Below are 20,570 nucleotides of genomic sequence, written 5' to 3'. Positions count from 1 at the left end.
GGGGGCTGCGGGTACGGTCCCGGCATGCACGGGGATCTGCACGACGGCGAGCTCGCGGCGGACGAGCGCACCGTCGCCGCGCTCCTCGCGGCGCAGGCGCCCGACCTCGCCGCGCTGCCGGTCCGCGCGCTCCGGGCCGTCGGCACCGTGAACCGCGTCTTCCGGCTCGGCGACGACCTCGCCGTGCGCCTCCCGCGGCTGCCCGCGGGCGGCGCGGACGTGGCGCGGGAGGCCCTCGTGGTGCCGCTCGTCGCGCCCGCCCTGCCCGTCCCGGTGCCCGGGCCCGTCGTGCGCGGCGAGCCCGTCGCCGGCCTGTTCGAGGCCGCGTGGTCGATCGTCCGCTGGGTCCCCGGCGCGCCCGCGGCGGCGGGGGCGGTGCCGGCCGAGGACCTCGCCGCGGTCGTCGAAGCGCTGCGCGGCGTCGACCCGCGGCCGCTCCCCCGTGCCGGCCGCCGGCCGGCCGCGGCCGCGGACGCCTCGGTGCGCGACGCGATCGACCGGCTGGCGGGGTTCGACCGCGGCGCCGTGCGGGAGGCGTGGGCGGCGGCGCTCGCCGCGCCCACGTGGGACGGCCGCCCGGTCGCGATCCACGCGGACCTCCTCCCGCCGAACCTCGTGCTGTCGGCGGGGCGCCTCGCGGGCGTCCTCGACTGGGGCGGGGCGGGCGCCGGCGACCCCGCGAACGACCTCGTGCCGGCCTGGTCGTGCCTCCGCGGCGACGACCGGGCCGCGTTCCGCGAGCGGCTCGCGCCCGAGGACGGCACCTGGGCGCGGGCGCGCGGCATCGCGCTCGAGCAGGCGGTGCTCGCGATCCCCTACTACGTGCGGACGAACCCGGCCTTCGCGGCGCTGTGCACGGCGACGCTCGCGGAGGTGCTGGCGGACCGCTCGCGCTGACGGGTCAGCCGAACAGGCCCTCCCGGACGGTGGCGAGGGTGCGCTCGAGCAGCGCGTCCCGCGCCGCCTCGGGCACGGAGCGCAGGGGCCCGTCGAGCAGCAGCACGGCCAGGCCGTGCACCGCCGACCACGCCGCGATCTCCGCGTGGGGGCGCCGCTCGGGCGGCATCGCGCCGGACGCCACCGCGTCGTCGAGGACCTGCAGCAGCAGCCCGAACGGCCCGAGGCCGCCGCCCTCCGCGCCGCGCCCCGCCTCGGGATCGGTGTGGACCGAGAAGGCGGTGCGGAACAGCCCGGGCTCGCGGAGGGCGAACCGGACGTAGGCGCGGCCGACGGCGTCGAGCCGGGCGCCCGCCTCGCCGCTGCGGTCCGGGCCGTCGGCGCCCTCGAGCCCACGCGCGATCTCGGACGCGACGAAGGCGAGGCAGCGCAGGGAGACCGCGGCGAGCAGGTCCTCCCGGTCGGCGAAGTGGCGGTAGGCCGCGTTCGGCGAGACCCCCGCCTGCCGGGTGGCCTCCCGCAGCACCACCGCGTTCGGGCCGCCGCCCGCCGCGAGGCGCAGGCCGGCCTCGACGAGCGCGTTGCGGAGGTCGCCGTGCCGGTACGCGCGGCGCGGTGCGGACCCGCTGTCGGTGGCGTCCGGCACGCTCTCCTCGTCGCGGTGGACAGCGTTCACATCGGAGTCCATCATCGGCATCGTAGACACACGAGGAGGACCCGCATGAGCACCGTGGAGCCCGCGGGCTGGCGCCGGAACACGGCGCTGTTCCTGGGCGGGCAGACGATCTCGCTGTTCGGCTCGATGGTCGTGCAGTACGCGGTCATGTGGTACGTGACGCTGCAGACGCGGTCGGCGATCGCCGTGGCGCTCTACGCGGTCGCCGCCTTCCTGCCGCAGGGCGTCGTGTCGATCTTCGGCGGCACCTTCGCGGACCGCGTCAACCGCAAGGCGCTGATCATCGTGAGCGACACGAGCACCGCGCTCGCGACGCTCGGGCTCGCGGTGCTGATGCTGAACGGCGTCACCGACCTGTGGGTGATCCTCGTCGCGTGCGCCGTGCGGTCGGTGGGCGCCGGGTTCCAGCAGCCGACGGTGCAGGCGGTCATCCCCCAGCTCGTGCCCGCGGACCGGCTGCTGCGGATCAACGGCGTGTTCCAGACGATCCAGTCCGGCCTCGCGCTGCTCGCGCCCGCCGTCGCGGGCGCGCTCTTCGGCGCCTTCGGCATCGTGCCGACGTTCTTCCTCGACGTCGTGACCGCGCTGCTCGGCGTCGGGGTGCTGCTGCTCGTCACCGTCCCGACGCTCGACGCGGTCGCCGGGAAGACGACCGGGTTCCGGGAGGACCTGGTCGAGGGCGCGCGCTTCATCTGGCACCACGCCTTCATCCGGTGGCTGATGATCCTGTTCGCGGTGATCATCGTGCTGACCGGCTCCCCCAGCTTCGTCACGCCGCTGCTGATCGCGCAGGAGTGGGGCGGCGAGGTCTGGCTGCTGACGGTGCTCGAGCTCGCCTTCAGCATCGGGATGCTGCTCGGCGGCATCGCCGTCTCGACCCTGCTCGCGAAGCGCAGCCGCACCCGGATGATCGTGCTGTCGTCGTTCGGGTTCGGCGTCTTCTCGCTCGGCCTCGGCCTCGCGCCCGAGCTGTGGGTCTTCTACGCGCTGATGTTCCTGTTCGGCGCGATGATCCCGCTCTTCTCCGCGCCGTTCATGACGCTCGTGCAGGAGGCGGTGCCGCCGGAGAAGCAGGGCCGCGTGTTCAGCTACGTCACGATCGTGATGGCGCTGTCGTTCCCGCTCGGCATGGTCGCGTTCGGCCCGATCGCGGACGCGGCGGGCGTGCGGGCGCTGCTCGTCGGGACGGGCGTGCTCGCGATCCTGGTGACCGCCGTCGCCGTGCTCGTGCCGTCGGGCAGGAGCGCGATGCGGGCGGCGGCCGAGGGCGCGGGCCCCGCGGCGACCGCGGAGCGCGTCGAGGCGGAGGTCGACGCCGGCTGACCGGAGGTCAGGCGAGCAGCTCGCGCACGTCCGCGGCGGTGAGGGACGACGCGGTCGCGTCGCCGGTCCCGTCCATGACGGCGTCGAACAGCTCCCGCTTCGACTGCTTGAGGGCCATGACCTTCTCCTCGATGGTGTCCCGCGCGACGAGCCGGTAGACCATCACCTGGCGCTGCTGCCCGATGCGGTGGGCGCGGTCGACCGCCTGCGCCTCCGCCGCCGGGTTCCACCACGGGTCGAGCAGGATGCAGTAGTCGGCCTCGGCGAGGTTCAGCCCGAACCCGCCCGCCTTCAGCGAGATCAGGAACACGTCCGCCTCGCCGGAGCGGAAGCGGTCGATCGCCTCGCCGCGGCGGCGCGTCGCCCCGTCGAGGTACGCGTAGCCGATGCCCGCGGCGTCCAGCCGGTCCTTCACACGGCCGAGGAGGCGGGTGAACTGGCTGAAGACGAGCACGCGGTGGTGCTCCTCCAGCGCGTTCTCGAGCAGCTCGTCGAACAGGTCGAGCTTCGCCGACGGCACGCCCTCGTTCGCCGCGTCGACGAGCGCCGCGTCGAGCGCGACCTGCCGCAGCGTCGTGAGGGCCCGGAAGATCGTGAACCGGTTGCGGTCGAACTCCCCGATGAGGCCGAGCACCCGCTGCCGCTCGCGGTTGAGGTGCCGGTCGTAGACGGCGCGCTGCTTCTTCCCGAGCTCCACCTCGATGACCTGCTCGGTCTTCGGCGGCAGGTCGGAGGCGACCAGCTCCTTCGTGCGCCGCAGCAGCAGCGGCCGGATGCGGCGCTGCAGCTGGGCGAGGCGCTCCCGGTCGCCCTCCTTCTCGATCGGCTTCGCGTAGTGGTCCTGGAAGCCCGACGGCGACGGGAAGAGCCCGGGCGCGGCGATCGAGAGGATCGACCAGAGCTCCATGAGGTCGTTCTCGAGCGGGGTGCCCGTGATCGCGAGCCGGAACGGCACGTCGATCGCGCGGATCCGCTGGTAGGTCGTGGAGTGCCGGTTCTTCGCGAACTGGGCCTCGTCGAGCAGCATGCCGGCCCACGTGACGCCCGCGTACGACGCGGTGTCGAGCCGGAGCAGCGCGTAGGAGGTGACGACGATGTCGGCGTCCCCGATGGTCTCCGTCAGCGGGGTCCGGCTCTTGCGCACGGTCTCCGTGATCCCGACGACCTCGAGGTCCGGCAGGAACCGGTTCGTCTCCGCGATCCAGTTCGGCACGACCGAGGTCGGGGCGACGACGAGGAAGCGGGGCCGCGCCTCGCCCCGGGCCTCCGCCTGCTGCACGGCACGGCCGATCATCGCGAGCGACTGGACTGTCTTGCCGAGGCCCATGTCGTCGGCGAGCACGCCGCCGAGCCGGTTGTCGTAGAGGAAGGAGAGCCAGTCGTAGCCCTCCCGCTGGTACGGCCGGAGCTCCGCGGTGAACCCGGCGGGCAGGGGGTGCTGCTCGAGGTGCCCGTCCGCGGCGAAGCCCTCGGTCAGCTCGACCGCGCGGCGCCACGCCTCCGCCTGCCGGGCGACGACGCCGAGCGCGACGAGGTCCTCCCAGAGCGAGCCCTGGAAGCGCGAGATCCGCAGCGGGGCGCGCGGGTCGTCGGTGAGCTCGCGGGCCTCGGCGATCAGCGCCCGGAGGCGCTCGAACACGGGGTCGTCGAGCGGGAACCAGACGCCGCCCGGCAGCACCATCGCGTCGTCCCCGCGCGCGAGGGCGAGGAACACCTCGCCGAGGGGCGCGACCTCGCCGCCGACCCGGACCTCGATGTCGAGGTCGAACCAGTCGCGGTTCCCCTCGATCGCGCGCGTGCCGATCGCGACGACCGGCGCCTCCTCGGCCTCGCGGTACTCGACCGGCTCGCCGCGCTCGACCACGGTGACGCCCGGCACGGCCCGCACCGCGGGCAGCAGGTCGCGGCCGAACGCGACGGCGGCCATGCCGTGCACCGCGAAGGTCTCGCGCAGCTCGCCGTGCGCCCCGATCAGCTCCGGGGTGCGCGCCGCGTCGAGGCCGGCGCCGCGCAGCGCGATGACGATGCGGCGCTCCTGCAGCGGGTCGCGGATCGAGTCCTCGTCGCTGCCGAGCGACAGCGGCGTCGCGTCGCCGGGCAGGGTGTACCGCCACGACCAGCGGCCGGTGGCACCGCCCGGCCCGTGCTCGACCACGAGCTCGAGCGCGGCGATCGGCCGCGCGGGCGGGGAGAAGCTGCCGTCGCGGCTGACGATCGGCAGCACGCTCGCGAGCTTCCGGTAGTGGTGCGCGAGGAAGTCCGGCTCCTCGTCCGCCGGCACCTCGATGGGGTCGGGGAGGCGGAGGAAGGCGTGGGCGGCGGGCTGCAGCGGCTCCGCGAACGGCGCGAGCGCGATCCGCGCGTCGGCCAGGCTCTCGCCCGGCTCCCACGTCGCGACGCCGATCGCCGGGTCGCCGATGAGCGAGAACGGCGGCAGAAGGGCCGGGCCCGTCGCCGCGTCGCCCTGCGCGAGCAGCGGCGCGAGCCGCAGCCCGCCGTCCGTGCGGACGAGGTCGACCGCCGGCGTGAGCGGAGCGGCGGCGACCTGCAGCGGCACCTGCTCGCGCCCGCCGGTGACGAGGCCGATCCCGTGCTCCTCCGCCTCCTTCAGCAGCGGCCAGAGCGCGGTGGTCCGCGCGCCGCCGAGGGGCAGCCAGGATTCGGTGGCGAACGAGGGCGGCCCGGCGGTCAGCAGGCGGTGCAGCTCGCGGAGCACGCGGGTCTGCGCGTCGTCGTACTCGTGCACGGACCACTCGTTCGTGATCGTGCGCCACGAGACGCCGGTCCGACGCCAACGGCCGTTCGACCCGAGCAGGACGGGCCGCACCCCGACGATCGCGGGCCGTTCCCGCGGCGCGGTGCGCCGGGAGCCGGTCCACGGCAGGTCGGACTGCTGCAGCTCGAACACGAGGCCGAGCACCGCGCTCGACTCGTCGGGGTCGAGCCCGTCGAGGATCGGGTCGAGGGTCCGCCGCCAGAGTGCGTCCGCGACCGTCGGCGCGGGCGCGGCCGGTGCGCCGCGGCGCCCCTCGAGCAGCACGGCGCCGACGTGCTTGCAGTCCGCGCCGACGGGGCAGTCGCACCGGCCCGAGATCGGCACCGGGCCGTCCGGGGTCGGGCGGAGCCGCACGCGCGCCGAGTACCGGGCGTGCTCGGAGCCGCGCACCCGCCCGGTGAGGGTGGTCCGGTCCGTGCTCCAGCGCACGTCGGAGACCCGGCCCTCCTTCTGGTACCGGTCCGCCCGGGCGAAGCCGGCAGGGCCGGTGATGCGGGCGACGTCGAGGTCGGAGTACACGACCGATCCCCCTCCCCGCTTCGGCGAACCCTCCATTTTAGGGCGCCGCGGCACCCCGGCGCGGCCCGCGGCGCCGATGCCCCGGCCTGTTCGCCCTGGGCGGTCAGGCCGCGGCGAGCTCCCCCTGCGGGATCCGCGCGGCCAGCAGCTCGAGCGTCCGCTCCCGCGCGGGCACCCGGTCGATCGGGTCGCCCGCCGACGCCGCGGCGCCCGGGCTCACCATCACCTCGTCGACGCCGAAGCGCGCGGCGAACGCCGTCAGGCGCTCGGCGACCTCCCCGGCCTCGCCGATGAACCAGCGGCCCGCCATCTCGTCGACGATCTGCTGCTGCGGCGGCGTCATGCGCGCCTCCGCGGCGGCCTCGACGGTGTCGAGGGCGGTGAGGGGCGTGCCCGTGCGGAGGCGGGCCATGTGCTGCAGCTGCGGCAGCGCGAGGCGCATCGCCTCCTCGGCCGAGTCCGCGACGACCGCGTTCGCGGTGAGGAACGTGCGCGGCGCGGACAGGTGCTCCGACGGCATGAACCGCGCGCGGTACAGGTCGAGCGCGCGCTCCGTGCCCTGCCCGGAGAAGTGGTGCGCGAAGACGTACGGCAGGCCGAGCCGGCCGGCCAGCTCCGCCGAGTAGTCGGAGGAGCCGAGCAGCCACATCTCGGGCGCCCCGGCGGCCGCGGGCGTGGCGCGGACGGTGTACTCCTCGCCGGTCGCGAGCCGCAGGCCCGCGCCGTCCGGGCCGATCAGCGCCTCGATGTCGCGGAGGTGGTTCGGGAACGCGTCGACGTCGCTCGTGTGGCCCTCCGACCGCAGCAGCGCGGTGATCACCGGGTCCGAGCCGGGGGCGCGGCCGATGCCGAGGTCGATGCGGCCGGGTGCCGCCGCCTCGAGCGCGGCGAACTGCTCGGCGATCACGAACGGCGCGTGGTTCGGCAGCATGACGCCGCCGGAGCCGAGCCGGATGCGGTGCGTGCGGCCGGCGAGCACGCCGAGCAGCACCGGCGGGTTCGTCGACGCGACCGAGGGCATGTTGTGGTGCTCCGCGAGCCAGAACCGGCGGAGGCCGAGCGCGTCGGCGCGCTCCGCGAGCGCGATCGAGGCGGCGACGGCGTTCGCCGAGGTCTGCCCCGTCCGGACGGGGACGAGGTCGAGCACCGACAGCGCGAGATCCGGCATGCACGGGCCAACCGGCGACGCCGGGTGCGCATTCCGGCGGGCAGAATCGGGCGATGCGCACCTTCCCGCTCTCCTCCTCCCCGCGAGCCCGCGACGCGGTCCGGCACGAGCTGCGCCGCAGGCGGGTCGCCGTCGTGGCCCGGCAGGAGCTGCCCGCGTCGATGGTGCGGATCACGCTCGGCGGCGACGACCTCGAGGGCTTCGCGAGCCTCGGCCCGGAGGACCACGTCAAGCTGTTCTTCGAGGGACCGGGCGGGGTGGTCGGCCGGGACTACACGCCGAGCGAGTTCCGCCCGGTCGGCGCCTCCAGCGGCCCGGAGCTCGACGTCGACTTCGTCGTGCACGGCACCGACGGCCCGGCGACCGCCTGGGCGTCGTCCGCGGTCGACGGCGACGAGCTGGAGTTCGGCGGCCCCCGCGGCTCCCGGCTGGCGCCCACCGGGTTCCGGAACGCGCTCCTGATCGCGGACCCGGCCGGGCTGCCGGCGCTGCGCCGCTGGATCCGCGCCTTCGACGGCGAGCCCGTGACCCGGGCCGTGCTCTTCGGCGGCGCGACCGCGGACTACCTCGACGAGGTCGAGCGCGGCGCGGCGCTCGTGCAGGCGCTCGACGCGCAGCACGACCTGCTCGAGACCGTGCAGGCGCAGGACGTCGACCGGGACACCTTCGTGTGGGCGGCCGGCGAGGCGACCGCGCTCGTCCCGGTGCGCCGCCATCTGAAGGGCCTCGGGCTCGCGAAGGAGAACCTGTCGCTGCACGGCTACTGGAAGCGCGGCGAGGCCGGCCTCGACCACCACGCCCCGCTCGACCCCTCCGACCCCGACTGACCCCCGACGCGGCCTGATCTCGAGGCTCGCCGGCGCTCGCACCTCGATCGACGGGATGGAGCCCGCTGGTCGAGGTGCGAGCGCAGCGAGCCTCGAGACCACTCGCCTCAGCGGACGGAGGAGGGGCGGTCGTCGTTCGGGTCGCGGCGCTCCAGCGCGCGCATCGCGATGAGCAGGGCGGCGACGCCGAGCGCCGCGCGCACCAGCGCGAACGCGAAGCACGCGAAGGCGGCGCCCTCGCTGCCGACGGCGAGCAGCAGCCCGCCGAACGCCGCGATCGCGGCGTCCCCGACGAACGCGGCCCGGATCCAGAACAGCAGCCGCGACGCCGGGGTGATCACCGCTCCCCCGTGCTCAGGACCGCGTGCTCAGAACCCGCTCGGGGCGTGCGGGACGTAGTCGGCCTCGAGCGCGTCGAGCTCGTCGTCGGAGAGCTCCAGCTCCGCGGCGGCGATCGCGTCCTCGAGGTGCTGCGGCTTCGTCGCGCCCACGATCGGCGCGGTGACCGCCGGCTGGGCGAGCACCCAGGCGAGCGCGACCTGCGCGCGGGAGACCCCGCGGTCGGCGGCGACGCGGGCGACGGACTCGACGATCCGCCTGTCGCCCTCCTGGCCGTAGAGCCGGCGGCCGAACTCGTCCGCCTCGCTGCGGGCCGTCGCGTCGTCCCAGTCGCGGGTCAGCCTCCCGCGCGCGAGCGGCGACCACGGGATGACGCCGACGCCGGAGTCGAGGCAGTACGGGAGCATCTCCCGCTCCTCCTCGCGCTGCAGCAGCGAGTACTGGTCCTGCATCGACACGAACCGCGTGAGGCCCTCGACGTCGGCCGTGTGCTGCATCTCGGCGAACTGCCACGTCCACATCGAGGAGGCGCCGATGTAGCGCGCCTTCCCGGCCTTCACCACGTCGTGCAGGGCGGCCATCGTCTCGGCGAGCGGCACCGCCGGGTCGAAGCGGTGGATCTGGTAGAGGTCGACGTAGTCGGTGCCGAGGCGCTGCAGGGACGCGTCGATCTGCGTCATGATCGCGCCGCGCGACAGGCCGCCGCCGTTCGGGCCGGGGCCCATCCGGCCGTGCACCTTCGTGGCGATCACGACCTCCTCCCGCTTCGCGAACTCGCGCAGCAGGGTGCCGGTGATCTCCTCGCTCGTGCCGTCGGAGTACACGTTCGCGGTGTCGAAGGTCGTGATCCCCGCCTCGACCGCGCGGCGGAAGAAGGGCCGCGCGTCGTCGATCGGCAGGCTCCACGAGTGGTTGCCGCGGCCGGGGTCGCCGTAGCTCATGCAGCCGAGGATCACGCGGCTGACGGTCAGGCCGGCGTCGCCGAGTCGGATGGTCTCCATGCCCCGATCCTCCGCCTCCCGCGCTGGGCGCCCGCCGGGGCGGGCGGCGCGCTCAGCGGGTCTCGCCCATCCGGAGGTCCACGCGGAGGCCCTGCCGGGTCCGCACGATCTCGACCGGGATGCGCGGCTTCTTCCCCGCCATGTCGAGCCGGCTGAGCGTCTCGCTCACCACGCTCTCGAGACCGCGGGGAACCCGGCCGACCGGTCCGTGGATGCGCCCGTCCGCGAAGAGCCGCACCGGCATGGGCGCGTCGGTGCGCTCCTCCTCGTCCGTGCGGCGGGCGATCGCGGTCTCCACCACGTCGGCCTCGAGGAGGGTCGCGAGCACGTCCTGGTGGGGATCGCTGCCCGCCAGGCGGATGACCGTGTTGCGGTTCGCGGGGAGCAGGTCGAACTTGTAGTCGTCCAGCGATCCCCGCCCGCGGTCGTCCTTGGGGAACTCGGGATCACCCCCGCGTCGTCGGAAGAGCACGGCGCCATTCTGCCGTGGAGCCCGCTCTTATCGGATTCACATCCAGAACGGGGGCGCGGTCGGGGAATGAACGGGGGCGTCCTCTACGTTGTGTAGATCATGCAGCGCAGGACCCCGAGGATCGCAGAAGAGATCGAGGACGAGTTCGGCACCGTCACCCGGTACCGCCGCCACCCCAACGGGCGCGGGCTCGTCGCGACGGACGCCTCCGTCGACCCCACCGCCTTCATCGCGCCCACGGTCTACATCGAATCCGGTGCGCGGGTGGGCCGTTCGGTCCGGATCGCGTCCGGCAGCTGGGTGGACCGTGAGGCCGTCGTCGGCCCGCACGCCGAGATCGGCGCCGCCGTGCACATCGGTGCCGCGGCCGTCGTCGGCGAGGGCGCCCGGATCGGCAGCCACACGAAGGTCGGCGCTCGCGCCTCCATCGGCGCGGGTGCCCGCATCGCCCCCGACCAGCGCATCGACGAGGACGCGGTGCTCCCGCAGCAGGCCCTGTTCGGCGCCGCCGCCTGAGCACCCCGCCCCGTCCGCTCCGCTGACACGAGGAAGGGCCGCTCTCCGTCCAGGAGAGCGGCCCTTCCGTCGTTCAGGACCGGCGGCGACGACTATCGGCGCAGACCGAGTCGCTCGATGAGCGAGCGGTACCGCTGGATGTCGACGTCCTGCAGGTAGCCCAGCAGCCGGCGGCGCTGGCCGACCAGCAGCAGCAGGCCACGACGCGAGTGGTGGTCGTGCTTGTGGGTCTTCAGGTGCTCGGTGAGGTCCTTGATGCGGGTCGAGAGCATCGCGATCTGCACCTCGGGCGAACCGGTGTCGCCCTCGTGCGTCGCGTACTCCGCGATGATCGCCTTCTTGACCTCGGCGTCCAACGCCATGGGTGACTCCTTCTCTGCTCGCTGCGCGGTGTCGTGCGCGGGATGCGCGCGACGATCTGGGACCGCGGCCGGTTCACGGCGGCACGAGAGCCTACCAGGCGGCCGCGCCCCGGCCGACGGTCGGCCGCCCCTGAACGGATCCTGAAGCGCTCCGGCGAGCGCGCCGGGGGCCGCGGCACCGCCCCGTAGCCTCGTCGCCACCGGGGGAAGGAGGCCGTCGTGTCCGTCGTGCTCGACATCGTGCTCGTGCTGGTGCTGCTCGGCTACCTGGTCCAGGGCTGGCGGCTCGGCTTCGTGCGCAGCCTCGGCGCGATCGTCGGCATCATCGCGGGCGGCATCGCGGCCGCGCTGCTCTCCCCGCTGATCGGCTCGCTCGTGCCCGACGAGACCGGTCGCGTCGTCGCGACGATCGTCGCCGCGATCGTGCTCGTCCTGCTCGGCCACGCGGCCGGGTCCGGGATCGGCGCCGCGATCGGCGGCGTCCTGCGGCGCAGCCCGCTCGGCCCGATCGACCGGCTGCTCGGCGCCGCCGCGCAGCTCGTCGTCAGCGCCCTCGCGATCTCCGTGATCGCGTCGCTCGCCGTCTCGCTCGGGGTGCCGTACGTCGCCCAGCCGGTCGCGTCCTCCGCGGTCCTCCGTGCCATCGACACCGCCACCCCGGCCCCCGTCGACCGGGCGCTCGCGCAGCTGCGCTCCACCGTGCTCTCGAGCGGCATCCCGCAGCTCGGCATCGCCCTCGGCACCGGCACCGGGGGCGGGAGCACCGCCGTGCCCGGCGTCGACCAGACGGCCGGCCTCAGGACCGCGGCGGAGTCGGTCGTGAAGATCACGGGCCGGGCGCCCGCCTGCAACCAGGAGCAGTCCGGGTCGGGCTTCGTCGTCGCCGACGACCGCGTGCTGACGAACGCCCACGTCGTGACCGGCGTCACCGACCCGGTCGTGCTCGCGCCGAACGGGCAGGCGCTGCGCAGCCGCGTCACCTTCTACGACCCGCGCCGCGACCTCGCCGTGCTGGCGGTGCCCGGGCTCGACGCCGCGCCCCTCGCGATCGCGGACCCGCCCGGCGTGGGCGACCGCGGCGTCGTCGCCGGCTACCCCTTCGGCGGGCCCTTCACGGAGGGCGGCGCCCGCGTCGTGCAGTCCGGCCGCGTGTCCGTGCCGGACGTCACGGGCGGCGGCCGCACGGAGCGGGACATCGCCGCGATCGCCGCGGACGTGGAGCAGGGCAACTCGGGCGGCCCGCTGCTCACGCCGAGCGGGCGGGTGATCGGCCTCGTCTTCGCGAAGAGCACGAGCCAGTCGGACCTCGGCTACGCGATGACGCCGGACGAGTTCGGGAGCGTCGTGCAGCGCGCCGGCGACCTGTCGTCCGCGGTGTCGACCGGGCGCTGCAGCCGGGGGTAGGCGCGGGGTGGTCTCGAGGCTCGCTGCGCTCGCACCTCGACCAACGAGATGGCGGAGCGAGCGGCGCGGGCGGTCAGCCGGCGGCCGGCTCCACCACGACGAGGCGGCGGGTCGGGCGGGTGAGCGCGACGTAGAGCGAGCCCGCGCCCGCCTCCCGCGAGACCCGGTCGGGGTCGACGACCACGACGCTGTCGAACTCGAGCCCCTTGGCCGTCCACGGGTCGAGGACCGACACGGGCGCGCCGAGCCCCTGGGCGCCGTACCCGACCGGCTCCTCGAGCGCCGCGCGCAGCCCGTCGTGCAGCGACGGCACGAGACCCGCGGGCGCGACCACCGCGAGCGAGCCGCCGTCGCCCCGGCCGCGGTCGCCGACGACGGCGTCGACCGCCGCGGCGACGAGGCCGTCGACCGGCGCGTGCGCCACGGCGGGCGCCTCGCCCTCGCGCACCGACCGCGAGCGGGTGATCGGCAGGCCGTCGCGGAGGGCGCGCGACTCCGCGAGCTCCGCGATCGCCTGCGGCGTGCGGTAGTTGACGGTGAGCCGCTCGAGCCGGAAGTCCTCCGTCAGCGCCCCGATCGCCTCCCGCCAGTCCGCCGCGGGCGGCTGCATCGCGGACTGCGCGAGGTCGCCGACCACGGTGAACGACCGGAGCGGCCCGCGTCGCCGCAGGAGCCGCCACTGCATCGGCGTGAGCTCCTGCGCCTCGTCGACGACGATGTGGCCGTAGGTCCAGGTGCGGTCGACGGCCGCGCGCTCCGCGGTCGTGAGCCGGCCGGAGTCCTCGGCGAAGCCCTCGGCCAGCGCCTCCGCCGACACGAGCCCTTCGACGCCCATGTTCGCGATCGCGGCCTCGGCGTTCTCGATGTCGCGCTTCCGCTGCGCCTCCTGCGCCTGCGCCCGGGCGTCGCCGACGAGGTCCGTCTCGCCGAGCAGCTCGGCGGCCTCGTCGAGCAGCGGCACGTCGCCGACGGTGAAGGGGGCGCGCCGGGGCCGGGCCAGCAGGTCGCGGTCGCGCCGCGACAGCTCCGGGGCGGCGGCCGCGAGGTAGTCGGGCCGCGTGTACAGGTCGCCGAGCAGCTTCTCGGGCGTCAGCGGCAGCCAGGCGGTGTTGAGCAGCACCTTGACGTCCTGCGCGGTCCGGAGGTCCTCGCGGAGCATCCGCCGGTCCTCGTCGTCGACCGTCGTGCCGCGGGCCGCGACGCGCTCCGCGAGCAGCCCGGTCAGGTCCGCGAGCGCGTCCTTCACGAAGGCGACCCGCGCCACGTTGTGCGGCTTCCGGGTCTGCTGCGCACGGCGGATCGCCCGTTGGATGACGGACGGGTGCACGGTGAGGGCGACGCCGTTCACCTCGATGTCGACCGGCTCGGTCGGCGCGACCTGCCGCAGGTGCACGGCGCGGCGCAGCACGCCGGCCATCGACGTCCGGCCCTTCACGGCCGCGACGGCGGGCGGGTCCACCCTCGCCGCGTCGACCCCGGGGTAGAGCTGGCCGAGCGTGCGCAGCACGACGCCCGTCTCGCCGAGGGACGGCAGCACCTGCTCGATGTACTCGAGGAAGCTGCGCGACGGGCCGACGACGAGCACGCCGTTGCGCGCGAGCCGCTCCTTGTCCGCGTACAGGAGGTAGGCGGCGCGGTGCAGCGCGACCGCCGTCTTGCCCGTGCCCGGACCGCCCTGCACGACGAGCACGCCGCGCGCCTCCGACCGGATGATGCGGTCCTGCTCGGCCTGGATCGTCGACACGATGTCGTGCATCCGGCCGGTGCGCTGCGCGGTGAGCGCGGCGAGCAGCGCCGTCTCGCCCGTCAGCGTGACGTCCTCGGGGATGTCGCCGGGATCGAACACCTCGTCCTCGAGCCCGGTGACGTCGCGCCCGCGGGTCGTGAGGTGGCGCCGCACGCGCACCCCGAGGGGTGTCGCCGCGGTCGCCTGGTAGAAGGCGCTCGACTGCGGCGCCCGCCAGTCGAGCAGCAGCGGCTGCTGGTCGTCGTCGCGGAGGCCGATCCGGCCGATGTAGCGCAGCGCGCCGTCGTCGGCCTGCAGCCGGCCGAACACGAGCCGCTCGTCGACGTCGCGCAGGCGCTTCGTCCGGTCCTCGAGCAGCCGCGCCATCGCGTCGCGCTCGGTCCGCGCCTGGTGGGTGCCGCTCGCGCCGCCCCGTCGCACCCGCTCCAGCTCGGCGAGCAGCTGCGCCCGGAGGGCGTCGAGCCGCACGTACAGGCCGGACACGTACCGCTGCTCCCTGGCGAGCTCCGCATCCGCGACATCGGTCATGCGCTGCACCTCCCGTTTCGCGGCCATCCATCCTAGGCCCGGGTGCGGTCGCTCATCGGGCGGGGGACGCCGCCTCCGCGAGCAGCGCGTCGAGGCCCCCGCCCCGCTCCGGCCGGGCGCGGAAGGCCCAGGCGGGCAGCGCGCCCCGCTCGACCTGCGCGAGCACGAGCGTCGCGACGTCGCGGCCGGGGCTGCTGCGGAGGCAGCGCTGCGCGTACGCGCCCGCGGCGCTGCTGCCGCCGGACGCCCAGTGCAGCCACGCGAGCATCCCGTCGAGGGGCGCCCGGTCCGCGCGCGGCACCCACCGGGCGATCGCGAGGAGCAGCCCGATCGCGGCGTCGATCCGGTCGAGGTCGGGCCGCCGGAACCGGCCGCCCGAGATCGCCTGCCGGAGGCGCTCGAAGGTCGCTCCGCGCGCGGCCGGGTCGCGGGTCGCGCTCCACAGCTCCATGCCGAAGTCCCGGCCCCAGGCGAGCTGGAGCAGCACGAGGTTCTCGAGCCCCTGCCGCTCCCCCAGCGCGAACAGGAGGGCGCGGCACGGGCAGGGTCCCGCGGCGTCGTCGTGGGGCTCGAGGGCCGCCTCCACCAGGGCGACCACCTCCTCGACGTCGTGGCCCCAGCGGTAGCGCTCCATCGCCGCCTCCGGCTCGGCGGCCGGCCCGAAGGCGCTGCCGGGCTCGGCCAGCCGAACGCCGTGCAGCACGCCGCCCGGCCCCTCCCCACGCGTCCACCACTCGTCGTAGCGGTCGAGGAACGCGTCCTGCTGATCGGCGGGGGCGGGCGGCGGGTCCTCCACCCGGCGGAGGCGGCGCACCGGCTCCTCCGGCTCGATGAGGGCGAGGGGCAGGCCGCCGCGCGGCAGGTCCGGGTCGTCGAGCGAGCCCCAGCCGTCGGCCGCGACGCAGAACCGCTCGAGGACCTCGAGGCCTCTCCGCTCGGCCTGCTCCGCGACCGCGCGGACCTGCGCCGCGGCCGGCGGACGGCCGCTCGGCGCGAAGGTCTCGGGGGTCCAGGCCGCGACGGCGACGCCCGTCACGCCGTCGACGCGGAGTACGGTGCCGAGCAGGGCTGCGGCCCAGCGCTCCAGCTCGTCCGGGTCCGCCGAGTGCAGCAGGTCGATGCGCAGCGCGCCGTGCGTCCGCGACCTGGTGCCCTGGGCGCGCCGGAACAGCAGCAGCACGAGGCTGTCCTCCGGGACGCCGCCCGCCAGCAGGGGCACGAGCCTGAGGAGGTCGGCCGGTCCCGTCGCCCGCACCACGACGGGCGGTCGGCGGGAGGGTCGGGGACGGGACCGGCGGCGGGCGCTCTGCTTCGACATGCGCCGCAGCCTGGCGGCGGCCGGCGCACCGCGGCGCCCGAGGACCGGACGGATCCGGGGATCGGGGCGGGGAGGACCTGGGGAGGGAGGGATCCGCCGGAGGGGAGGTGAGGGTCCGGCTCAGACCGCGCGGATCGCGGCGACGTCGCGACCGGCGAGCCGCTCCCGGCCGCCGAGACCGGTGAGCTCGAGGACCACGCCGACGCCGGCGACGTGCGCGCCCGCGCGTTCGAGCAGGGTGCACGTGGCGTCGACGGTGCCGCCGGTGGCGAGCACGTCGTCGAGCACGAGCACCCGGGTGCCCGGGGCGAGCTGGTCGGCGCGGATCTCGAGCGCCGCGGCGCCGTACTCGAGCTCGTAGTGCTCGACGAGCGTCGCGGGCGGCAGCTTGCCCGCCTTGCGCACCGCGACGACGCCGGTGCCCGCGGCGTACGCGGCGGCCGCCGCGAGGAGGAAGCCCCGCGCCTCGATGCCGGCGACGAGGTCGAAGGCGCCGGCGAAGCGGCCCACGAGCTCGTCGGTGATCGCGCGGAGCGCGGCCGCGTCGGCGAGCGTCGGCGTGAGGTCGCGGAAGAGGATCCCGGGCTCCGGGAAGTCCGGCACCACGAGGGTCAGGCGGTCGACGAGTTCCGCTGCGGAGGCCACGGCGCTCGAACCTAGCGGGTCGCGGGACGGCGGCACCGGGCCGCCGTCCCGCGACGGGGCGTCACGCCTTCAGCAGGTCGATGACGAAGATCAGCGTGCGGCCGGAGAGGCGGTGGCCGCCGCCCGCGGGGCCGTAGGCGAGCGCCGGCGGGCAGGTCAGGATGCGGCGGCCGCCGACGCGCATGCCGGGGATGCCCTCCTGCCAGCCCTTGATGAGGTTGCCGAGCGGGAACGAGATCGACTGGCCGCGGCTCCACGAGGAGTCGAACTCCTCGCCGGTCTCGTAGTCGACGCCGAGGTAGTGGACGGTCACGGTGCCGCCCGGCTTCGCCTCCGCGCCGTCGCCCACGACGACGTCCTCGACGACCAGCTGGTCCGGCGCCGGCCCGGTGGGCGGGTCGAGCTCCGGCTTGACGGTGAGATCGGTGAGTTCGCTCATGGGCCGACAGTCAAGCGCACGGCCGGTCGGCGCGCGCTGACCGCGCCCTCCGGGAGGATGGAGGCGATGGACGACACCGCCCCGCCGCGTCGAGGCGCGCTGATCGACCTGAGCCCCCTCACCGCGTCGGCACCGTTCGCCCGGCTGTGGGGCTCCCGCGCCGTCGCGGGCATCGGCAGCCAGCTCACGCTCGTCGCCGTCGGCCTGAACGTCTTCGCGCTCGTCCGCCCGAGCGAGGGCGCCGCGGCCGCGACGTTCGCGGTCTCCCTGACGGGCGTGCTCGCGCTCGTGCCGACGGTGCTCGCCGGGCTCTACGGCGGCATGCTGGCCGACGCCTTCGACCGGCGGACCGTCGCGCTCGTCTCCGGCGTCGTGTCGTGGCTGTCGACGGTCGTGCTCGCGGCGCTCGCCTGGACCGGCGCCGAGAGCGTCTGGTCGCTCTACCTGCTGACGGTGCTCACCGCGACGGCGACGACGGTGCTGCAGGCGAGCGAGTCGGCGGCGACCCCGCGGCTCCTCCCCCGCGAGCTGCTGCCCGCCGCCGGTGCGCTGAACGGCATCGCGGTCGGCGTCTCGGTCACGCTCGGCCCGGGGCTCGCGGGCGTGCTCGTCGCGACGACCGGCTTCGCCTGGTGCTACACGATCGACGCGGTGCTGTTCGTCGCCACGCTCGTCGCCCTGCTGACGCTGCCTCGCCTGCCGCCGGAGGGCGCGGCGGACCGGCCGGGCCTCGCCTCCCTCGCCGGGGGCGTCGACTTCCTGAAGCGCGCGCCGAACATCCGCACGAGCTTCTTCGTCGACATCGTCGCGATGACCTTCGGGCAGCCGCGCGTGCTCTACCCCGCCGTCGGCGCCGTGACGCTCGGCGGGGGCGCGATCACCGTCGGCCTGCTGTCGGCCGCGTTCGCGATCGGCGCCCTGCTCAGCAGCCTGTTCTCCGGCCGGCTCGGCGGGGTGCGCCGGCAGGGCGTCGCCATCGAGCGGGCCATCCAGGTCTACGGCGCCTGCATCGCGCTCTTCGGCGCGGTGCTCGCGGTCGCCGCGATCGGCGAGTGGACGCGCGTGCTCCCCTCTCCCGCCGGACCGGTGTGGATCGCGATCGCCGCGGTGCTGCTCGCCGGGGCCGGCGGCGCCGACAACGTGAGCGCGATCTTCCGCGGCACGATGCTGCAGACCGCCGCGCCCGACTCCATGCGGGGCCGGCTGCAGGGCGTGTTCATCGTCGTGGTGACCGGCGGCCCGCGGGTCGGCGACCTCTGGGCGGGACTGCTCGCGACGACCGGCCTGCTGTTCCTGCCGCCGCTGCTCGGCGGCGTGCTGATCGTCGGACTGGTCACGCTGCTCGTCCGCCGCGGCTTCCGCGACTACGACGCGCTCCGCCCGACCCCGTGACCGGCGCGCTCGCGGCGCTCTTGGCGCGGGTCGTGGCCGCGACGCCGGTGCCGGGTGCGCTCGACCTCGTGGGCGCGGTCGCCGTGGTCGGCGCGCTCCTGCTGCTGCCGACGTGGCCGCACGTGCGGCACGGCATCACGATCGTCCACGAGGCGGGCCACGGGTTCGCGGCGACGCTGACCCGGCGACGGCTCGCCGGGATCCGCCTCCACTCCGACTCGAGCGGCCTGACGGTCAGCGTCGGGCGCCCGCGCGGGCCGGGCATGGCGCTGACGCTGCTCGCGGGCTACCCCGCGCCGTCCGTCGCGGGCGTGCTGGTCGCGTGGGCGGTCGCCGCGGGGCGCGCGCCGCTCGCGCTCTGGGGCGCGCTGGTGCTGCTCGTGCTCGTCCTCGTGCAGATCCGGAACTGGTTCGGGCTCTGGTCCGTCCTCGTCGCCGGCGGCCTCGTCGGCGCCGTCACGTGGTTCGCGGACCCGGCCTGGCGGATGCGCGCCGCACTCGTGCTCGCCGCGTTCCTCGTGCTCGGCGGCCTCCGCGCGGTCGTGGAGCTGCCCGCCGCGAGCCGCCGGGAGCGCGGGTCGGACGCCGACCAGCTCGCCCGCGTGACGCGGGTCCCGGCCGGCTTCTGGCTGCTCGTCCTCGTGCTGGCCGCGCTGGCCGGCGTCGCCGGCGCGGGCGCCCTCCTGGTCGCGCCCCTCGCCCGCTGAGCCCTCCGGTCCCCTTCGCGGATCCGGAGATCCGGGGCGACACGCCGTCCGCAGCAGCCCGCGAGCGGCGTGTCGCGCGAGAACTCCGGATCCGCGGAGGATCTCCGGATCCGCGAAGGCCTCAGGCGACGATGCCGACCGGCTTCGCCCGCCAGCCCGGGAACACGGTCTTCAGCTTCCCGGCCGACAGGTCGAGCCGCTTGCTCACGACCTCGGTGAGCACGTCGCGGTAGTCGTTCCAGCCGGGCACGTCGCCGAGCGTCGTGCGCTGCGCCAGCCCCTTCCAGACGCCGTGGACGCCGGGCCTGACGCCGCCGCCGACGACGAGGACCGCCCCGCCGTGGCCGTGGTCGGTGCCGCCGCTCGCGTTCTCCTCGACGCGGCGCCCGAACTCGCTCATCGTGACGACCGTCGTGTCGTCGAGCAGGTCGGAGCCGAGGTCGCTCGCGAACGCCGCGATCGCGCTCGCGAGGTCGCCGAGGTGCCGCTGCATGTCGCCGCGGTCGACGTTCCCCATGCCGGTGTGGGTGTCCCAGCCGCCGACGTCGATGCACGCGACGCGCACGCCGGCGCCGCCCTTGATCAGCATCGCGAGGTTCTTCAGCGCGTCCGCGAAGTTCCCGTCGGGGTACTTGACGGCGTCCGCCGCGGGCTTCGCGTCGCGGATCCGGGACACGGTCCCGAGCGCGCCGATCGCGAGCCTCGTCTGCTTCGCGATGGGGTGGTCGAGGCCCGTGTAGAGCGCCTGCAGCGCCGCGGTGGTCCGCTTCGTCTCCGTCTTGTCGACGTCGAGCTTCACGGACCCGAGGTCGTGCATCGCGATCGGGTTCGCGGCGCCGACGAGCGAGCGCGGGGTCGTGCCGCCGACCGCGACGCCGCGGAAGGTCGTGCCGGGGCCGGCGGCGACGAGCACCCGGTCGAGCCAGCCGGTGGTCAGGGACCCGCTCGAGCCGCGCTCGAGGCAGTCCTGCGCCTGGAAGTGGCTGCGCGACAGGTCGGGAGTCGACACCGCGGGCACCGCGGCGACCCGGCCCTGGTCGATCAGCGGCTTCAGCGGCGCCATCGCGGGGTGCAGGCCGAAGCCGCGCGCGGTGTCGAACTCGAGGAGCGAGCCGGCGCGCACGCCGATGTTCGGCCGCTCCTTCAGCAGCTGCGGGTCCGCGGCGGGCACGAGCATCGAGAGCCCGTCCATGCCGCCGCGGAGGAAGACGACCACGAGGGTGCCGCGCTGCACCTCGTCCGCGGCGGCGTAGGAGACGCGGCTCGTCACGAGCTGCGCGCCGAGGGTCGCGACGCCGACGCCGAGCCCGGCCGCGAGGAAGGTGCGGCGGTTGAAGCCGCCCGACCAGGCCGCGTCGCGCTCCTCCTCCGCGAGGCGCTGCGCCTCGGCCATGGCGCGCAGCGCCGCGTCCTGCGGGGTCGGGCCGAGGCGCTGCCAGTCGGGGCAGTCGGGGTGGAGCGTGCGGAGCACGTCCTCGGAGGGCGCGGGGGTCGCGGGGGTCGTCATCACGGGT

General features: G+C 75.6%; 19 protein-coding genes. 7 read left to right on the top strand and 12 right to left on the bottom strand.

What is annotated here, in order from left to right; all coding sequences use genetic code 11:
• The first annotated feature begins 24 nt into the window (after nucleotides 1-24).
• On the top strand, nucleotides 25-897 hold the full coding sequence (locus tag D1781_RS07455; RefSeq protein WP_119481548.1) for a phosphotransferase: 873 nt from the start codon (nucleotides 25-27) through the stop codon (nucleotides 895-897).
• A 4-nt stretch (nucleotides 898-901) separates the two neighbouring features.
• On the opposite strand, the gene D1781_RS07450 is transcribed toward D1781_RS07455, so the two are convergent.
• Nucleotides 902-1,585: a TetR/AcrR family transcriptional regulator gene (locus tag D1781_RS07450; RefSeq protein WP_119481547.1), complete on the bottom strand. Its 684-nt coding sequence runs from the start codon at nucleotides 1,583-1,585 to the stop codon at nucleotides 902-904.
• 33 nt (nucleotides 1,586-1,618) lie between these two features.
• Here D1781_RS07450 and D1781_RS07445 point away from each other — a divergent pair, with 33 nt between their 5' ends.
• Complete coding sequence (locus tag D1781_RS07445) at nucleotides 1,619-2,896, top strand: MFS transporter (RefSeq protein ID WP_119481546.1); 1,278 nt, start codon at nucleotides 1,619-1,621, stop codon at nucleotides 2,894-2,896.
• Between the two features lie 7 nt (nucleotides 2,897-2,903).
• Here D1781_RS07445 and D1781_RS07440 read toward each other — a convergent pair whose 3' ends face one another.
• Nucleotides 2,904-6,191, bottom strand: a complete 3,288-nt coding sequence (locus tag D1781_RS07440; RefSeq protein WP_119481545.1) for a DEAD/DEAH box helicase — start codon at nucleotides 6,189-6,191, stop codon at nucleotides 2,904-2,906.
• 103 nt (nucleotides 6,192-6,294) lie between these two features.
• A complete protein-coding gene (locus D1781_RS07435; protein ID WP_119481544.1) occupies nucleotides 6,295-7,359 on the bottom strand; it encodes an LLM class flavin-dependent oxidoreductase in 1,065 nt (354 codons plus the stop codon).
• 53 nt (nucleotides 7,360-7,412) lie between these two features.
• On the opposite strand from D1781_RS07435, the gene D1781_RS07430 reads away from it, so the two are divergent.
• Nucleotides 7,413-8,186, top strand: coding sequence for a siderophore-interacting protein (locus tag D1781_RS07430; RefSeq protein WP_119481543.1), 774 nt, complete (start codon nucleotides 7,413-7,415; stop codon nucleotides 8,184-8,186).
• Nucleotides 8,187-8,293: 107 nt separating this feature from the next.
• Here the strand turns inward: D1781_RS07430 and D1781_RS07425 are convergent, their stop codons facing one another.
• From D1781_RS07425 to D1781_RS07415, 3 genes are read right to left on the bottom strand one after another with little or no spacing between them, the layout of a single operon-like run.
• Nucleotides 8,294-8,527 (bottom strand): hypothetical protein, encoded by a 234-nt coding sequence (locus D1781_RS07425; RefSeq protein ID WP_119481542.1) that lies wholly within the window; start codon nucleotides 8,525-8,527, stop codon nucleotides 8,294-8,296.
• Nucleotides 8,528-8,554: 27 nt separating this feature from the next.
• Nucleotides 8,555-9,526 (bottom strand): aldo/keto reductase, encoded by a 972-nt coding sequence (locus D1781_RS07420; RefSeq protein WP_119481541.1) that lies wholly within the window; start codon nucleotides 9,524-9,526, stop codon nucleotides 8,555-8,557.
• A gap of 52 nt (nucleotides 9,527-9,578) precedes the next feature.
• Nucleotides 9,579-9,998: a hypothetical protein gene (locus D1781_RS07415; protein WP_119481540.1), complete on the bottom strand. Its 420-nt coding sequence runs from the start codon at nucleotides 9,996-9,998 to the stop codon at nucleotides 9,579-9,581.
• 99 nt (nucleotides 9,999-10,097) lie between these two features.
• On the opposite strand from D1781_RS07415, the gene D1781_RS07410 reads away from it, so the two are divergent.
• Nucleotides 10,098-10,514 carry a transferase gene (locus D1781_RS07410; RefSeq protein WP_119481539.1) on the top strand — a complete coding sequence of 139 codons (417 nt, stop codon included), beginning with the start codon at nucleotides 10,098-10,100 and terminating at the stop codon, nucleotides 10,512-10,514.
• Between the two features lie 92 nt (nucleotides 10,515-10,606).
• On the opposite strand, the gene rpsO is transcribed toward D1781_RS07410, so the two are convergent.
• A complete protein-coding gene (gene rpsO / locus D1781_RS07405) occupies nucleotides 10,607-10,876 on the bottom strand; it encodes a 30S ribosomal protein S15 (protein WP_119481538.1) in 270 nt (89 codons plus the stop codon).
• Between the two features lie 219 nt (nucleotides 10,877-11,095).
• On the opposite strand from rpsO, the gene D1781_RS07400 reads away from it, so the two are divergent.
• The gene (locus D1781_RS07400) at nucleotides 11,096-12,280 is read left to right on the top strand and encodes a MarP family serine protease (protein ID WP_119481537.1); all 1,185 of its coding nucleotides are present in this window, start codon (nucleotides 11,096-11,098) and stop codon (nucleotides 12,278-12,280) included.
• Between the two features lie 73 nt (nucleotides 12,281-12,353).
• Here D1781_RS07400 and D1781_RS07395 read toward each other — a convergent pair whose 3' ends face one another.
• The 4 genes from D1781_RS07395 to D1781_RS07380 all read right to left on the bottom strand — a co-directional run bounded on the left by D1781_RS07395 (nucleotide 12,354) and on the right by D1781_RS07380 (nucleotide 16,957).
• Complete coding sequence (locus D1781_RS07395) at nucleotides 12,354-14,555, bottom strand: HelD family protein (protein WP_119481804.1); 2,202 nt, start codon at nucleotides 14,553-14,555, stop codon at nucleotides 12,354-12,356.
• A gap of 52 nt (nucleotides 14,556-14,607) precedes the next feature.
• Nucleotides 14,608-15,873 carry a DUF4192 family protein gene (locus D1781_RS07390; RefSeq protein ID WP_119481536.1) on the bottom strand — a complete coding sequence of 422 codons (1,266 nt, stop codon included), beginning with the start codon at nucleotides 15,871-15,873 and terminating at the stop codon, nucleotides 14,608-14,610.
• 120 nt (nucleotides 15,874-15,993) lie between these two features.
• A complete protein-coding gene (locus D1781_RS07385) occupies nucleotides 15,994-16,518 on the bottom strand; it encodes an adenine phosphoribosyltransferase (RefSeq protein ID WP_119481535.1) in 525 nt (174 codons plus the stop codon).
• Between the two features lie 61 nt (nucleotides 16,519-16,579).
• Nucleotides 16,580-16,957 (bottom strand): FKBP-type peptidyl-prolyl cis-trans isomerase, encoded by a 378-nt coding sequence (locus tag D1781_RS07380; protein WP_119481534.1) that lies wholly within the window; start codon nucleotides 16,955-16,957, stop codon nucleotides 16,580-16,582.
• A gap of 66 nt (nucleotides 16,958-17,023) precedes the next feature.
• On the opposite strand from D1781_RS07380, the gene D1781_RS07375 reads away from it, so the two are divergent.
• On the top strand, nucleotides 17,024-18,349 hold the full coding sequence (locus D1781_RS07375; RefSeq protein WP_119481533.1) for an MFS transporter: 1,326 nt from the start codon (nucleotides 17,024-17,026) through the stop codon (nucleotides 18,347-18,349).
• A complete protein-coding gene (locus D1781_RS07370; RefSeq protein WP_199706426.1) occupies nucleotides 18,346-19,056 on the top strand; it encodes a M50 family metallopeptidase in 711 nt (236 codons plus the stop codon). The genes D1781_RS07375 and D1781_RS07370 overlap by 4 nt, the downstream gene beginning before the upstream one ends.
• Before the next feature lie 121 nt (nucleotides 19,057-19,177).
• Here D1781_RS07370 and D1781_RS07365 read toward each other — a convergent pair whose 3' ends face one another.
• Nucleotides 19,178-20,563: a DUF1501 domain-containing protein gene (locus D1781_RS07365; protein WP_119481532.1), complete on the bottom strand. Its 1,386-nt coding sequence runs from the start codon at nucleotides 20,561-20,563 to the stop codon at nucleotides 19,178-19,180.
• Nucleotides 20,564-20,570: the final 7 nt, after the last annotated feature.

The sequence above is a fragment of the Amnibacterium setariae genome, assembly GCF_003581425.1.
GTDB lineage: Bacteria > Actinomycetota > Actinomycetes > Actinomycetales > Microbacteriaceae > Amnibacterium > Amnibacterium setariae.
This window is presented reverse-complemented; position numbering and strand designations above follow the sequence as displayed.

Coding starts and splice junctions, on each gene's coding strand:
- D1781_RS07455 (WP_119481548.1), top strand. CDS start 25: ATGCACGGGGATCTGCACGACGGCGAGCTCGCGGCGGACGAGCGCACC.
- D1781_RS07450 (WP_119481547.1), bottom strand. CDS start 1,585: ATGGACTCCGATGTGAACGCTGTCCACCGCGACGAGGAGAGCGTGCCG.
- D1781_RS07445 (WP_119481546.1), top strand. CDS start 1,619: ATGAGCACCGTGGAGCCCGCGGGCTGGCGCCGGAACACGGCGCTGTTC.
- D1781_RS07435 (WP_119481544.1), bottom strand. CDS start 7,359: ATGCCGGATCTCGCGCTGTCGGTGCTCGACCTCGTCCCCGTCCGGACG.
- D1781_RS07430 (WP_119481543.1), top strand. CDS start 7,413: ATGCGCACCTTCCCGCTCTCCTCCTCCCCGCGAGCCCGCGACGCGGTC.
- D1781_RS07420 (WP_119481541.1), bottom strand. CDS start 9,526: ATGGAGACCATCCGACTCGGCGACGCCGGCCTGACCGTCAGCCGCGTG.
- D1781_RS07410 (WP_119481539.1), top strand. CDS start 10,098: ATGCAGCGCAGGACCCCGAGGATCGCAGAAGAGATCGAGGACGAGTTC.
- rpsO (WP_119481538.1), bottom strand. CDS start 10,876: ATGGCGTTGGACGCCGAGGTCAAGAAGGCGATCATCGCGGAGTACGCG.
- D1781_RS07395 (WP_119481804.1), bottom strand. CDS start 14,555: ATGACCGATGTCGCGGATGCGGAGCTCGCCAGGGAGCAGCGGTACGTG.
- D1781_RS07390 (WP_119481536.1), bottom strand. CDS start 15,873: ATGTCGAAGCAGAGCGCCCGCCGCCGGTCCCGTCCCCGACCCTCCCGC.
- D1781_RS07380 (WP_119481534.1), bottom strand. CDS start 16,957: ATGAGCGAACTCACCGATCTCACCGTCAAGCCGGAGCTCGACCCGCCC.
- D1781_RS07375 (WP_119481533.1), top strand. CDS start 17,024: ATGGACGACACCGCCCCGCCGCGTCGAGGCGCGCTGATCGACCTGAGC.
- D1781_RS07365 (WP_119481532.1), bottom strand. CDS start 20,563: ATGACGACCCCCGCGACCCCCGCGCCCTCCGAGGACGTGCTCCGCACG.